The organism is Cupriavidus gilardii (assembly GCF_013347325.1).
Taxonomy (GTDB): domain Bacteria; phylum Pseudomonadota; class Gammaproteobacteria; order Burkholderiales; family Burkholderiaceae; genus Cupriavidus; species Cupriavidus gilardii.
In genome coordinates this window covers 3,369,072-3,380,696 of the sequence record NZ_CP054626.1, presented here as the reverse complement: position 1 = coordinate 3,380,696, position 11,625 = coordinate 3,369,072, and the positions used below count along the sequence as shown (strand labels likewise).

Below are 11,625 nucleotides of genomic sequence, written 5' to 3'. Positions count from 1 at the left end.
CCCATCGATTCCTAGCATGACAAGCGTTTTCCATAGGAACGCTTGCGATGCACGAACTCGAACCTTTCTCCCTTTCTCCTGCCGCCGATCAGCCAAGGCACGCGCACCAGGAAGTCGTTGATCTCCTCGCCGCAGGCCTTCTGCGGCTTCGCGCCCGCCGCGAACTCCCGCTTTCCGACACCAGAGACGAAGTTGGCCTTGGCTTTGTCGGCCAACAGCGCGTGAATGCGAACCCCGATAACAACAACGGAGTTCGCCCATGACGGCACACGCACCCACAGTCGACGCTACCACCATCGCCGCTCGCATCGCCCAGCTGCCCCACCTGCCGATGGACAGCCTCTGGGCGCTGTGGGACGAGTACTTCGAGGAGCGGCCCAAGCATCACCACCGCACGTGGCTGGAGAGTCGGCTCGCCTACAGGATCCAGGAGCGCGCCTTCGGCGGGTTGAAGCCCGCGACCCGCCGCAAGCTCGAGGAGATCGGTGAGACGGGCATCCTGCCGCGCCAACTGCGCCGCGACGCGAGTCGGCTGCTACCGGGCACCGTGCTCACGCGGATCTTCGACGACGTCGAGCACCGCGTCCTGGTGCGCGGCCCGAACGACTTCGAGTATCAGGGGCAGCGGTTCAAGAGCCTGACGGCGATTGCCCGCCACATCACCGGCACGCCTTGGTCGGGCCCCGCGTTCTTCGGCCTCAAGACCAAGCACGGCCAGAAGGAGCCGGCATGAGATCACGATGGCCCGCATCCCCGTCGACCATGCCGACGCCTGGTCCCGTCACGCCATCGAGGCGCTGTGCGGTCTACACCCGCAAGTCCACCGACGAGGGACTGGACCAGGAGTACAACAGCCTGGAGGCCCAACGCGACGCGGGGCTGGCCTTCATCGCCAGCCAACGCCACGAGGGCTGGATCGCCGTCGAGGAGGGTTATGACGACGGCGGCTACTCCGGCGGTAATCTCGACCGCCCGGCGCTCAAACGGCTGCTCGCCGACATCGATGCCGGCAGGATCGACATCGTGGTCGTCTACAAGATCGACCGATTGACGCGAAGCCTCGCGGACTTCGCCAAGCTGGTGGAGGTGTTCGACCGCAACGGCGTCTCCTTCGTCTCGGTCACGCAGCAGTTCAACACCACCACCTCGATGGGGCGGCTCACGCTCAACATCCTGCTGTCCTTCGCGCAGTTCGAGCGCGAGGTCACCGGCGAGCGCATCCGCGACAAGATCGCCGCCTCCAAGGCGAAGGGCATGTGGATGGGCGGCATGCCGCCGCTGGGCTATGACGTCGTCGATCGCAAGCTCGTCGTCAACGAGCGCGAGGCCGCACTCGTGCGTGACATCTTCCGGCGCTACGCCGAGCATGGCTCGGCTGCACGGCTGGTGCGGGAGATGGCGGTCGAGGGGCACACCACCAAGGCCTGGGTGACCCAAGGCGGGCGCCGGCGCACGGGCCGACCCATCGACCAGCAGTTCATCTTCGCGCTGCTGCGCAACCGCATCTACCTGGGTGAGATCCGCAACCACGGCACGTGGTATCCCGGCCAACACGAAGCGATCGTGCCGCAAGACCTGTGGGACGCCGCGCACGCGTTCATCGCGCGCCGCAAGCAGGCGCCGCGCGAGCACCGCGCCAAGCATCCGGCCCTGCTCGCGGGGCTGCTGTTCGCGCCCGATGGGCAGCGCATGCTGCACACCTTCGTCAAGAAGAAGAGCGGACGCACCTACCGCTACTACGTCCCCTACCTGCACAAGCGCCGCAACGCGGGCGCGAGCCTGGCGCCGGACGCCCCGGACGTCGGGCATCTGCCCGCGGCCGAGATCGAGAACGCGGTGTTGACGCAGATCCACGCGGCGCTCTCGGCGCCGGAGGTGCTGATCGGCACCTGGCGGGCGTGCCAGCGCCACCCGGCCGGTGCTGCCCTCGATGAAGCGCAGGTGGTGGTGGCGATGCGACGCATCGGCGACGTGTGGGCGCAGTTGTTCCCGGCCGAGCAGCAACGCATCGCGCGGCTGCTGATCGAGCGGGTCCAACTGCATGAGCACGGACTCGACATCCTCTGGCGCGAGGACGGCTGGCTGGGATTGGGGCCCGAGATCGGCGCGCATCCGCTGGTCGAGGAATCCAGCGCACAGACCGAGGAAACACCGGCATGAGCACCACGACGAACCCGCGCAAGCGCGCTATCCGCGTCGAGGTCGGAACCGATGCCCGCAGCTACGTCAGCGATGGCCAGCGCGTCACGCTGGTGCCGCTGACGATCAAGCGCCGCCAGAACCGCAAGCTGCTGATCCCGCCCGCGCCCGATGCCGCCACTGTGACGGGTGGCTTCGACGTGCCGATGATCAAGACGCTCGGCAAGGCGTTCTACTGGAAGCGGCTGATCGACGAAGGCGTCTATCCGACGACCGCCGACCTGGCGCGCGCGCTGAAACTGGAGCCAGGCTGGGCGGCCGAGGTGCTGCGCATGACCATGCTGGCACCGGACATCGTCGAGGCGATTTTCGAGGGCCGCCAGCCCCGGCATCTGAATCTGCACACGCTGCGTGGCCGCCAAGACCTGCTGCCTCGCGACTGGGGCGAGCAGCGTCGGCTGCTGGGCTTTCCTTCAGCTTGAGACTGGCGCTCAGCTGGCGCAACAACTACCTCTGCCACGCTCCTGGATTGGTGGGCACGGCACAGTGCCGTAGGAGCAATAGACGCAGCAGTCCCCGGGCTTGGGCTTGAGTATGGCGTGGCAGGCCTCGCACTCATAGAACCACTGGCAGGCATCGGTAGGCATGGTCTCGGTCTTGGTGTGACCGCACTCCGGACAAGTCAACGTCGATTCCAGAACGACGGCAGTCACTTCACGCTCCCGACCACCGTCGAGGGGTAGCCAGCATCCTGGGTCGCCCGCGTCAGCGCCTCTACATTCGCCCGCGCGTCGTCGAACGTCACGGTCGCCTGTCGTTTGTCGAGGTTCACGTCCGTCTTGGCCACGCCCGGCACCTTGCCGAGCGCCTTCTTGACCGTAATCGGGCAGGCGGCGCAGTTCATGCCCGGCACTGACAGGGTGACGGTCTTTGTCGCGGCGATGACTGGCACGCTCACGATCAGGGCGAGCGTCAGCATCGGAAAACCAAGCAATCTCTTCATAAAACCTCCGTTCAGTAAAACCAGGGCGCGACCAGCGGGAAGCCGAGCGCCACGATCACCAGGGCGACCACGATCCCGAACAGCAGCTCGTAGCCGCGCCGAACCGACGGCACCGCGCAGGCCTGTCCGGGTTCGCACGCCGGGGCTTTCGCCCATATGCGTCGCCCGGCGAGGAACAACGCGACGAGGGCCGCGCCGATGAAGATCGGGCGGTAGGGTTCGAGGGCCGTCAGGTTGCTGATCCATGCCCCTGAGAAGCCCAGCGTGATCAGCACCAATGGCCCGAGGCAGCAGGTCGATGCGAGGATGGCCGAGACGAATCCGGCCGCGAGCGCCGCACGGCCGCCTCCGGTACTGCCTTGCGCAGTTGGGGTGTCTGGTTTCATGGAGTAAGCTTACTTCCGTACTTAAGTACGGAGTCAAGACCATGAACAGCACGCCCGAGATCGAGGCGATGACGATCGGCGCGCTGGCGCGCGCGGCTGGCGTCAATGTCGAAACCATCCGCTTCTACCAGCGCAAGGGGCTGTTGCCCGAACCAGATCGGCCGCAGGGAAGTATCCGCCGTTACGGCGCCGACGAGCTTGGCCGCGTCCGCTTCATCAAGTCGGCACAGCGGCTGGGCTTCAGTCTCGACGAGGTGTCCGAACTGCTCAAGCTCGAGGACGGATCGCACTGCGCCGAGGCGCGTGCGCAGGCTCAGCGCAAACTCGTTGACGTTCGCGAACGACTGGCTGACCTGCAGCGCATCGAAGCGGCGCTGTCCGAGCTCGTGCAGCGCTGCAATGCCATTCGCGGCCGGGTGCGCTGCCCCTTGATCGCCGCCTTGCAGGCGGAGTGACGCACAGCCGTCCTTGACTGATCCTCGACCATGACGGCGGGCCTTGTGCCCGCCGTTTTCGTATCGGCGAGAACTTTGGCGAACCCGAAGTTCCCGCGTGGTTCGCCATTCGGTCCCTCCAAGGTTCGCCACCCGAAGCCTGCAATGACACCTGTTCCTCAACAGCGTCATAGGAGGCTTCCATGCCGACAACGGCAAGCACCATCCCCCGGTCGCCGGTCGATGCGATCAACGGCCTGTCTCCCGGCGACCGTCGGGTCCTCAACGAGAACGAGCTCGCGCAGCGCTGGGGCCTGAGCCCCAAGACCCTGCAGCGCTGGCGCAGCGAAGGGCGGGGCCCGCGCTACCTGAAGCTGTCCAAGCGCGTCAGCTACCCCCTGGAGTCGGTCATCGAGTTCGAGCGTGGCGCCCTGCACGACTCGACCTCCGAGCGCGCGGCGCGCTGAAGGGGGATGCGATGAGCGATTTGACCCTCTACCCCGCCGACATCGCCGCGATGTCCGTCGGCCAGCTGGCTCAACTTCCGCCCGCCCAGAAGGCGGAGATCAGCCGCCACCTGGACGAAGCGCTCGCCTGGCTCAAGCAGGCCCGCGCCAAGTTCGACGCTGCGCTGGAGGCCGCCTACGGCGAGCAGGCCCGTGCTGCCCGCCTCGAGGCGGGCAAGGACTTCGGCGTCGTGCACCTGAAGGACGGGCTGCTTCGCGTGACGGTCGATGTCCCGAAGCGCGTGTCCTGGGACCAGGCGCAACTGGCCGCCATCGCCCGGCGCATCGCCGCCGCCGGCGAGAAGGTCGAGGACTACCTGGACGTCGAGTACTCCGTCTCGGAATCGCGCTTCTCCAACTGGCCGCCGGCACTGCGCGCCGGGTTCGATGCCGCCCGCACCGTCAAGCCCGGCAAGCCCACGTTCCGGCTGGCCCTCGTCTCGGAGGAGTGATCCATGAGCACCGAACTGATCCCGTTTGATTTCGAAGGCCGTCCGGTCCGGGTCGTCACGGATGCCCAAGGCGAACCGTGGTTCGTCGCGGTGGATGTGTGCGCGGTTCTTGAACTGCCGAACACCACCCGCGCCCTGGCGCGACTGGACCCTGACGAGCAAGCCCTGATCTCAATTCAGGGCATCTCGCGCGGCAATGACCAGGTCAACGTCGTCAACGAGCCCGGGCTGTACAGCCTGGTCCTCGGCAGCCGCAAGCGCGAGGCCAAGCGCTTCAAGCGCTGGGTCACCCACGAGGTGCTGCCGGCGATCCGCAAGACGGGCAGCTACACGGCGCCAAGTGCACGCCCGACCCTGCCGGCACCCACCCAGGACCGCATCGCCGCTCTGCTGCTGATCGGCGAGGCCGTGGCCAAGGTGCCGGGGGTCAAACCCGGCATCGCGATGGCGGCCACGCTCTCCTGCATCCAGGAGAACACGGGCCTGGCGGTCGAGACGCTGCGCCGCGCCCTTCCTGCCCGGGACACTGCGGCGAACGAGGCGATCTGCTCGCTCAACGCCACCCAGCTCGGCAGGCTGCTCGGCCTGTCGGCCAAGGCCATCAACCAGCGCCTGGCCCACCACGGCCTGCAGTTGCGCAACGAGCGGGACGAGTGGGAACTGACCGAAGCCGGCGAGGCTTGGGCCGAAGCCATGCCGTACTCGCGCAACGGGCACAGCGGCTACCAGATCCTCTGGAACCCGGCGGTCGCGGAGCGGCTGAAGGAGGTGGCGTGATGGCCCTCCCCATCATCACCGCCGATCAGCGGCTGCGCGAGAAGCAGGGCGTGAAGCTCGTGCTTCTAGGCAAGAGCGGCATCGGCAAGACCAGCCAGTTGAAGACCCTGCCCGAAGCCTCGACCCTGTTCGTCGACCTCGAGGCTGGCGACTTGGCCGTCAAGGACTGGCGCGGCGACTGCGTGCGCCCGAGCACCTGGCCGGAGTTCCGCGATCTCGTGGTGTTCCTGGCCGGCCCGAACCCGGCGTTGCCGGCGGATGCGCCGTACTCCGAGGCGCATTACCGGCATGTGTGCGAGCGCTACGGCGATCCCGCGCAACTGGCCAAGTACGACACCTACTTCGTCGACTCGATCACGGTACTCGCGCGCCTGGCGCTCGTCTGGGCCAAGACCCAGCCGCAAGCCTACAGCGAGCGCACCGGCAAGCCCGACACCCGGGGCGCCTACGGCCTGCTCGGCTCGGAACTGATCGGGGCGCTGACCCATCTGCAGCACGCGCGCGGCAAGCACGTCGTGTTCGTCGCCATCCTCGACGAGCGCCTGGACGACTTCAACCGCAAGGTCTTCGTGCCGCAGATCGAGGGCGCCAAGACCGCGGCGGAACTGCCCGGCATCGTCGACGAGGTGGTCACCTTGGCCGAGATCAAGGCCGAGGACGGATCAATCTACCGCGCCTTCGTCTGCCACACGCTGAACCCCTACGGCGTCCCGGCCAAGGACCGCTCCGGCCAGCTCGAGTTGCTGGAGCCGCCGAACCTGCGCGCGCTGATCGACAAGTGCGCCGCCGCCACCCGCCTTCCGCCATCCGCTACCGCCTTCGAGGAGTGAGCCATGACCGCCTGGAACGATTTCAACGACGCGCAGCAGCAGCCCAGTTTCGACCTCATCCCCAAGGGCACGCTCGCCCGCGTGCGCATGACGCTCAAGCCCGGGGGCTTTGATGACCCGGCCCAGGGCTGGACCGGCGGCTACGCCACGCAGAGCTTTGGAACTGGCTCGGTCTATCTGGCGGCCGAGTTCGTGGTGCTGGAGGGCGAGTACGCCCGGCGCAAGCTCTGGAGCAACATCGGCCTGCATTCCCCGAAGGGCCCGGCTTGGGGCCAGATGGGGCGCAGCTTCGTGCGCGCCGTGCTCAATTCCGCCCGCAACGTCCATCCGCAGGACATGAGCCCGCAGGCCGCCGCCGCGCGGCGCATCCAGGGCTTCCACGAGCTCGACGGCATCGAGTTTGCGGCCCGCATCGACATCGAGAAGGACGGCCGCGGCGACTTGAAGAACGTCATCCGAAACGCCGTCGAGCCCGACCACCCGGACTACGCCCGCCTGATGGGGCTGCCGCCGAAGAACCCCGGCACCGCCCACTCCGGCGCGCCGGCGGCGGTCGCCCCGCCCCGTGCGATGCCCGCACCGGTTGCCCCGCAACGCCCCGCCGTGCCGGGCAAGCCGGCCTGGGCGCAGTGAGAGGAGGGGCGATGAAAACGAGCGAAGCGAAGTTTCGCGAAGCCGAAGGCGAGAGCGAATGCAATGAGCGGCAAGTGCTGGGTCTGCAAACGACAGGCGGGCGGCTACGGCCACTCGGACCTTCGGCATCCGGTGGGCGATGCCCGGCGCTATCCGATCGACTGGGTGTTCTGCTCGCGGCGTTGCCAGCAGGCGTTTCACGCGCTCTACGGTCAGTGGCTGCGGGTGCAGGAAGGACGCACGCCCAAGACGGAGGTGGCCATGATCGACCCGTCTGACGTCGAACTGGCCGCGATGAAGAAGTGCCTCAAGGCCTTCGGCGAGGTCGCGGGCGAGATCGGCTTTGCCAAGCCGCTGGGCGAGTATTCCGAGGCCGAGGCGCTCCAGGTGGTCGACGCCATCGTCACCTGCTACACGGAGGCGATGGTCGAGCACCACGAGGCGACCAAGTATCCGCCGGTGCGGGGCTTGAAAGACCCGGTGTCCGACCCCTTCGCCGACCTCGAGGACGATCTGCCGTGGGAGGAGCCGAAGGCTCAAGCGCAGACGGCACGCACGGCAGCACCCAAGGAGGCGCGGCGATGATGGACTTCAACGCCTCCAAGAGCCTGTCGGGTCAGCTCACGGCGCTGATCGACGCCGGGCTGCAGCAGTCTCGCGCGGCGCAGCCTCGCCGCACCTACCTCGGCGCCTCGCGCCTCGGGGTCGCCTGCGAGCGCGCGCTGCAGTACGAGTTCGCCGACGCCCCGGTCGATCCGGGTCGCGAGACCGACGGCCGCATGCTGCGCGTCTTCGAGCGCGGCCACCTCATCGAGGACTGCATGGTCGGATGGCTGCGTGCCGCGGGCTTCGATCTGCGCACGCGTAACGACGCGGAGGAGCAATTCGGCTTCTCGGCGCTGGACGGGCGCCTGCAGGGCCACGTCGATGGCGTGCTCGTCGCCGGGCCCGACCTGGGGTTCGGTTGCGGCTACCCGGCGCTGTGGGAGAACAAGTGCTTGGGAGCGAAGTCGTGGCGCGAGCTGGAGAAGCACCGGCTCGCGTCTGCCCGCCCGGTCTACGCCGCGCAAGTGGCGCTCTACCAGGCCTACCTCGAACTGCACGCGCACCCGGCCCTGTTCACGGCGGTGAACGCCGACACCATGGAGATTCACGCCGAGCTGGTGCCGTTCGATGCGGCGTTGGCGCAGCGCATGTCCGACCGGGCCGTGAAGGTCATCACGGCCACCGAGGCGGGCGAACTGCTGCCGCGCTCGTTCTCCGATCCCACCCATGTCGAGTGCCGGATGTGTCCGTGGCAGGACCGGTGCTGGAGGGCTGCGGCATGAACGAGACACCGCTGCACCAGGTGCTCGGGGAGCGCCTGATCGACGCACGCGAGGCGGCACTGGCGCTCAATCTGCCGCACTACTGGCTCACGCACGCGAAGGAGCGCCGGCGTCTGCGCCTGCCGCACTACCGGGTGGGCAAGCTGCTGCGTTTCAAGCTCTCCGAACTGATGGCGTGGATGGAGGAACGTCAAGCCCTGCTCACGGCCGACGCAGGGCACGAGGAGGAGTCGGATGCTGGACTTCAATGACACCGCACCCGCGCCCGAGATCCCGGCGTCCGAGCGCCGCGAGGCCGTGCGCGCCGCGCTGCTCGCGAGGCTGGAGTCGGTGCTGTTCACCCTGTTCCCCGCTGGAAAGAAGCGCCGCGGCAAGTTCGTCATCGGCGACGTGCTCGGCAGCCCGGGCGACAGCCTGGAAGTCGTGCTCGACGGCGACAAGGCGGGACTGTGGACCGACCGCGCCGAAGGCTCCGGCGGCGATGTGTTCCACCTGATCGGCGCTCACTTCGGCGTGGACGTGCACGGCGACTTCGCCCGCGTCCTCGACCTGGCCGAGGACCTCGTCGGCCGAGCGCTCACGGCGCCGCCGCGCAAGGCGGCCAAGAAGGCCTCGATCGACGACCTCGGCCCGGCCACCGCCAAGTGGGACTACCTCGACGCACAAGGGCGCCTCATCGCCGTGGTCTACCGCTACGACCCGCCCGGGCGCAAGAAGGAATTCCGGCCCTGGGACGCCAAACGGCGCAAGATGGCACCGCCCGAGCCGCGGCCGCTGTACAACCAGCCGGGGATCCAGGACGCCGCCCAGGTCGTGCTGGTCGAGGGCGAGAAATGCGCCCAGGCCTTGATCGAGCTCGGGATCGTGGCCACCACCGCGATGCACGGGGCGAATGCGCCCGTGGACAAGACCGACTGGTCGCCGCTGGCGGGAAAGGCCGTGCTGATCTGGCCCGACCGCGACAAGCCGGGCTGGGAGTACGCCGTGCAGGCGGCCCAGGCGATTCTGTCGGCGGGCGCGAAGACCTGCCACATCCTCTACCCACCCGAGGAAGCCGCCGAGGGCTGGGATGCGGCCGATGCCGTGGCCGAGGGCTTCGACGTCGCGGCCTTCCTCGCCCACGGCCCGCGTGTGCAGGTGCATGACATTGCGGACCCCGGCGAGCCGGTGATCGGCGCGGATGAATCGGTGTGGGGCACCGAAGATGCCCTGGCGCTGGCCTTCACCCGCCGCTACCACCGCGACTGGCGCTACGTGGCGGCCTGGGGCCGCTGGTTGGTGTGGGATGGCCGGCGTTGGCGCAACGAGGAAACGCTGGCGGCCACCGACTTGATCCGCGGTGTCTGCCGACACGCGGCCCTCCAGGCCGACAACCCCAAGCTGGCGGCCAAGCTGGCCACCTCCGGCACCGTCGGCGGCGTCGAACGCCTGGCTCGCGCAGACCGACGTCATGCCGCGACCACCGCCGAGTGGGACGCCGATCCCTGGCTGCTCAACACCCCAGGCGGCGTGGTCGACCTCAGGACGGGCCGCCTGCGCGCACACGACCGCGCCGACCGCATGACCAAGATCACCACCGCCACGCCCGGCGGCGACTGCCCGACCTGGCGGCGCTTCCTTGCCGAAGTCACCGGCGGCGACGCGGACCTGCAAGCCTATTTGCAGCGCGTCAGCGGCTACTGCTTGACCGGCTCGACCCGGGAGCATGCGCTGTTCTTCCTCTACGGCACCGGCGCCAACGGCAAGTCGGTGTTCGTGAACACCCTGGCCACGATCCTCGGCGACTACGCCGCCAGCGCGCCGATGGACACCTTCATGGAGGCGCGCGGCGACCGGCATCCGACCGACATGGCGGGCCTGCGCGGGGCGCGCTTCGTCTCCTCCATCGAGACCGAGCAGGGCCGGCGCTGGAACGAGTCCAAGGTCAAGGCCATCACCGGCGGCGACAAGGTCTCGGCGCGCTTCATGCGCCAGGACTTCTTCGAGTACACGCCCCAGTTCAAGCTGGTCATCGCCGGCAACCACAAGCCCGCGATCCGCAACGTGGACGAGGCGATGAAGCGCCGGCTGCACCTGATCCCCTTCACGATCACCGTGCCGCCCGAGCGGCGCGACAAACACCTGCAGCAGAAGTTGCTGGCCGAGCGGGACGGCATCCTGGCCTGGGCGCTGGAAGGGTGCCTGGCCTGGCAGCGCCTGGGCCGGCTCGATCCGCCGCCGCAGGTGGTGGCGGCCACCGAGGAGTACTTCGAGGCCGAGGACGCGCTGGGCCGCTGGCTGGAGGAGCGCTGCGTGCGCGAGGCCAATGCCAAGTCACTGACCGCCGAACTGTTCACCGACTGGAAGCAGTGGGCGGAGGCCGCCGGCGAGTTCGTCGGCTCACAGCGCCGCTTCTCCGACCTCTTGATCACCCGCGGCGTCGAGAAATGGCGCAACGCCGCCGGCATCCGGGGCTTCCGTGGCGTGGGTCTCAAGCACCCGATGCAGCCCGCCTACACCCCCTATGCCGACGACTGAACACCCGTGACCACCGACAGGACTGACGCATCTGACGCTGTCCATCGTAAGTCTCTACGCGCGCGCGCGTGCGCGCGCCTCACGGGAACTATCGATATCGTGCGTCGGATGCGTCAGTCCCCACCGAACGAGGACTGACACCATGCACACCACGATCCTGGCCCTGGACCTGGGCACCACCACCGGCTGGGCGCTGCGCGACCGCACGGGCCGAATCACCAGCGGCACCGAATCCTTCAAGCCCCGACGCTTCGAAGGCGGCGGCATGCGTTTCCTGCGCTTCAAGGGCTGGCTCACCGAACTCAAGGCCCACGCCGAGGGGATCGACGCGCTGGTCTTCGAGGAAGTGCGCCGCCACGTCTCGACCGACGCGGCGCACGCCTACGGCGGGTTCCTGGCCACGCTCACGGCCTGGTGCGAGCACCACGGCATTCCCTACCAGGGCGTGCCGGTGGGCACGATCAAGAAGCACGCCACCGGCAAAGGCAACGCCCGCAAGGACGCGGTGATGGCGGCCGTGCGTCGCCGGGGTCACGCCCCGGCGGACGACAACGAGGCCGACGCCTTGGCGCTGTTGCACTGGGCCATCCAGCATCACGACGCGGCGCAGGAGGCGTGAG

General features: G+C 68.3%; 18 protein-coding genes. 14 read left to right on the top strand and 4 right to left on the bottom strand.

The window, feature by feature from the left end:
• Positions 1-11: 11 nt before the first annotated feature.
• The gene (locus FOB47_RS25525) at positions 12-215 is read right to left on the bottom strand and encodes a hypothetical protein (RefSeq protein WP_053822779.1); all 204 of its coding nucleotides are present in this window, start codon (positions 213-215) and stop codon (positions 12-14) included.
• A 44-nt stretch (positions 216-259) separates the two neighbouring features.
• Between FOB47_RS25525 and FOB47_RS25520 the strand changes: the two genes are divergently transcribed.
• The 3 genes from FOB47_RS25520 to FOB47_RS25510 are packed head-to-tail and all read left to right on the top strand — an operon-like array spanning position 260 to position 2,621.
• Positions 260-733 (top strand): DUF2924 domain-containing protein, encoded by a 474-nt coding sequence (locus tag FOB47_RS25520; RefSeq protein WP_053822778.1) that lies wholly within the window; start codon positions 260-262, stop codon positions 731-733.
• A gap of 29 nt (positions 734-762) precedes the next feature.
• Entirely contained in the window at positions 763-2,160 is a 1,398-nt protein-coding gene (locus FOB47_RS25515; RefSeq protein WP_053822777.1) for a recombinase family protein, read from the top strand.
• Positions 2,157-2,621: a hypothetical protein gene (locus FOB47_RS25510; protein WP_053822776.1), complete on the top strand. Its 465-nt coding sequence runs from the start codon at positions 2,157-2,159 to the stop codon at positions 2,619-2,621. The genes FOB47_RS25515 and FOB47_RS25510 overlap by 4 nt, the downstream gene beginning before the upstream one ends.
• 9 nt (positions 2,622-2,630) lie before the next feature.
• On the opposite strand, the gene FOB47_RS26260 is transcribed toward FOB47_RS25510, so the two are convergent.
• The 3 genes from FOB47_RS26260 to merT are packed head-to-tail and all read right to left on the bottom strand — an operon-like array spanning position 2,631 to position 3,528.
• The gene (locus tag FOB47_RS26260; protein ID WP_082371571.1) at positions 2,631-2,852 is read right to left on the bottom strand and encodes a GDCCVxC domain-containing (seleno)protein; all 222 of its coding nucleotides are present in this window, start codon (positions 2,850-2,852) and stop codon (positions 2,631-2,633) included.
• On the bottom strand, positions 2,849-3,142 hold the full coding sequence (gene merP / locus FOB47_RS25505) for a mercury resistance system periplasmic binding protein MerP (RefSeq protein ID WP_053822775.1): 294 nt from the start codon (positions 3,140-3,142) through the stop codon (positions 2,849-2,851). The genes FOB47_RS26260 and merP overlap by 4 nt, the downstream gene beginning before the upstream one ends.
• A gap of 11 nt (positions 3,143-3,153) precedes the next feature.
• Positions 3,154-3,528: a mercuric ion transporter MerT gene (gene merT, locus FOB47_RS25500; RefSeq protein ID WP_053822774.1), complete on the bottom strand. Its 375-nt coding sequence runs from the start codon at positions 3,526-3,528 to the stop codon at positions 3,154-3,156.
• A 41-nt stretch (positions 3,529-3,569) separates the two neighbouring features.
• Here merT and merR point away from each other — a divergent pair, with 41 nt between their 5' ends.
• From merR to FOB47_RS25445, 11 genes are all read left to right on the top strand, one after another.
• Entirely contained in the window at positions 3,570-3,983 is a 414-nt protein-coding gene (gene merR / locus FOB47_RS25495) for an Hg(II)-responsive transcriptional regulator (protein WP_053822773.1), read from the top strand.
• Between the two features lie 182 nt (positions 3,984-4,165).
• Positions 4,166-4,429, top strand: a complete 264-nt coding sequence (locus tag FOB47_RS25490; protein WP_053822772.1) for a helix-turn-helix transcriptional regulator — start codon at positions 4,166-4,168, stop codon at positions 4,427-4,429.
• An 11-nt stretch (positions 4,430-4,440) separates the two neighbouring features.
• Positions 4,441-4,920 (top strand): hypothetical protein, encoded by a 480-nt coding sequence (locus FOB47_RS25485; RefSeq protein WP_053822771.1) that lies wholly within the window; start codon positions 4,441-4,443, stop codon positions 4,918-4,920.
• A gap of 3 nt (positions 4,921-4,923) precedes the next feature.
• Complete coding sequence (locus tag FOB47_RS25480) at positions 4,924-5,697, top strand: BRO-N domain-containing protein (protein ID WP_053822770.1); 774 nt, start codon at positions 4,924-4,926, stop codon at positions 5,695-5,697.
• Positions 5,697-6,527 (top strand): ATP-binding protein, encoded by an 831-nt coding sequence (locus FOB47_RS25475; protein ID WP_053822769.1) that lies wholly within the window; start codon positions 5,697-5,699, stop codon positions 6,525-6,527. Before FOB47_RS25480 ends, FOB47_RS25475 begins: the two co-directional genes overlap by 1 nt.
• 3 nt (positions 6,528-6,530) lie before the next feature.
• Positions 6,531-7,160 (top strand): hypothetical protein, encoded by a 630-nt coding sequence (locus FOB47_RS25470; protein WP_053822768.1) that lies wholly within the window; start codon positions 6,531-6,533, stop codon positions 7,158-7,160.
• Positions 7,161-7,223: 63 nt separating this feature from the next.
• Complete coding sequence (locus tag FOB47_RS25465) at positions 7,224-7,745, top strand: DUF6511 domain-containing protein (RefSeq protein WP_053822767.1); 522 nt, start codon at positions 7,224-7,226, stop codon at positions 7,743-7,745.
• The gene (locus FOB47_RS25460; protein WP_087782354.1) at positions 7,742-8,488 is read left to right on the top strand and encodes a hypothetical protein; all 747 of its coding nucleotides are present in this window, start codon (positions 7,742-7,744) and stop codon (positions 8,486-8,488) included. Before FOB47_RS25465 ends, FOB47_RS25460 begins: the two co-directional genes overlap by 4 nt.
• On the top strand, positions 8,485-8,739 hold the full coding sequence (locus tag FOB47_RS25455) for a helix-turn-helix domain-containing protein (protein ID WP_053823234.1): 255 nt from the start codon (positions 8,485-8,487) through the stop codon (positions 8,737-8,739). Before FOB47_RS25460 ends, FOB47_RS25455 begins: the two co-directional genes overlap by 4 nt.
• Positions 8,723-11,005, top strand: a complete 2,283-nt coding sequence (locus tag FOB47_RS25450) for a phage/plasmid primase, P4 family (protein WP_053822766.1) — start codon at positions 8,723-8,725, stop codon at positions 11,003-11,005. The genes FOB47_RS25455 and FOB47_RS25450 overlap by 17 nt, the downstream gene beginning before the upstream one ends.
• A gap of 142 nt (positions 11,006-11,147) precedes the next feature.
• Positions 11,148-11,624 (top strand): crossover junction endodeoxyribonuclease RuvC, encoded by a 477-nt coding sequence (locus FOB47_RS25445; RefSeq protein ID WP_087782353.1) that lies wholly within the window; start codon positions 11,148-11,150, stop codon positions 11,622-11,624.
• The last annotated feature ends 1 nt before the right edge of the window (position 11,625 follow it).

What these genes read in the sequence shown, in the direction of transcription:
- merP (WP_053822775.1), bottom strand. Translation starts at nt 3,142, where the DNA reads ATGAAGAGATTGCTTGGTTTTCCGATGCTGACGCTCGCCCTGATCGTG.
- FOB47_RS25465 (WP_053822767.1), top strand. Translation starts at nt 7,224, where the DNA reads ATGAGCGGCAAGTGCTGGGTCTGCAAACGACAGGCGGGCGGCTACGGC.
- merR (WP_053822773.1), top strand. Translation starts at nt 3,570, where the DNA reads ATGAACAGCACGCCCGAGATCGAGGCGATGACGATCGGCGCGCTGGCG.
- FOB47_RS25520 (WP_053822778.1), top strand. Translation starts at nt 260, where the DNA reads ATGACGGCACACGCACCCACAGTCGACGCTACCACCATCGCCGCTCGC.
- FOB47_RS25475 (WP_053822769.1), top strand. Translation starts at nt 5,697, where the DNA reads ATGGCCCTCCCCATCATCACCGCCGATCAGCGGCTGCGCGAGAAGCAG.
- FOB47_RS25455 (WP_053823234.1), top strand. Translation starts at nt 8,485, where the DNA reads ATGAACGAGACACCGCTGCACCAGGTGCTCGGGGAGCGCCTGATCGAC.
- FOB47_RS25460 (WP_087782354.1), top strand. Translation starts at nt 7,742, where the DNA reads ATGATGGACTTCAACGCCTCCAAGAGCCTGTCGGGTCAGCTCACGGCG.
- FOB47_RS25445 (WP_087782353.1), top strand. Translation starts at nt 11,148, where the DNA reads ATGCACACCACGATCCTGGCCCTGGACCTGGGCACCACCACCGGCTGG.
- FOB47_RS25485 (WP_053822771.1), top strand. Translation starts at nt 4,441, where the DNA reads ATGAGCGATTTGACCCTCTACCCCGCCGACATCGCCGCGATGTCCGTC.
- FOB47_RS25480 (WP_053822770.1), top strand. Translation starts at nt 4,924, where the DNA reads ATGAGCACCGAACTGATCCCGTTTGATTTCGAAGGCCGTCCGGTCCGG.
- FOB47_RS25450 (WP_053822766.1), top strand. Translation starts at nt 8,723, where the DNA reads ATGCTGGACTTCAATGACACCGCACCCGCGCCCGAGATCCCGGCGTCC.
- FOB47_RS25470 (WP_053822768.1), top strand. Translation starts at nt 6,531, where the DNA reads ATGACCGCCTGGAACGATTTCAACGACGCGCAGCAGCAGCCCAGTTTC.
- FOB47_RS25510 (WP_053822776.1), top strand. Translation starts at nt 2,157, where the DNA reads ATGAGCACCACGACGAACCCGCGCAAGCGCGCTATCCGCGTCGAGGTC.
- FOB47_RS25490 (WP_053822772.1), top strand. Translation starts at nt 4,166, where the DNA reads ATGCCGACAACGGCAAGCACCATCCCCCGGTCGCCGGTCGATGCGATC.
- FOB47_RS25515 (WP_053822777.1), top strand. Translation starts at nt 763, where the DNA reads ATGCCGACGCCTGGTCCCGTCACGCCATCGAGGCGCTGTGCGGTCTAC.
- merT (WP_053822774.1), bottom strand. Translation starts at nt 3,528, where the DNA reads ATGAAACCAGACACCCCAACTGCGCAAGGCAGTACCGGAGGCGGCCGT.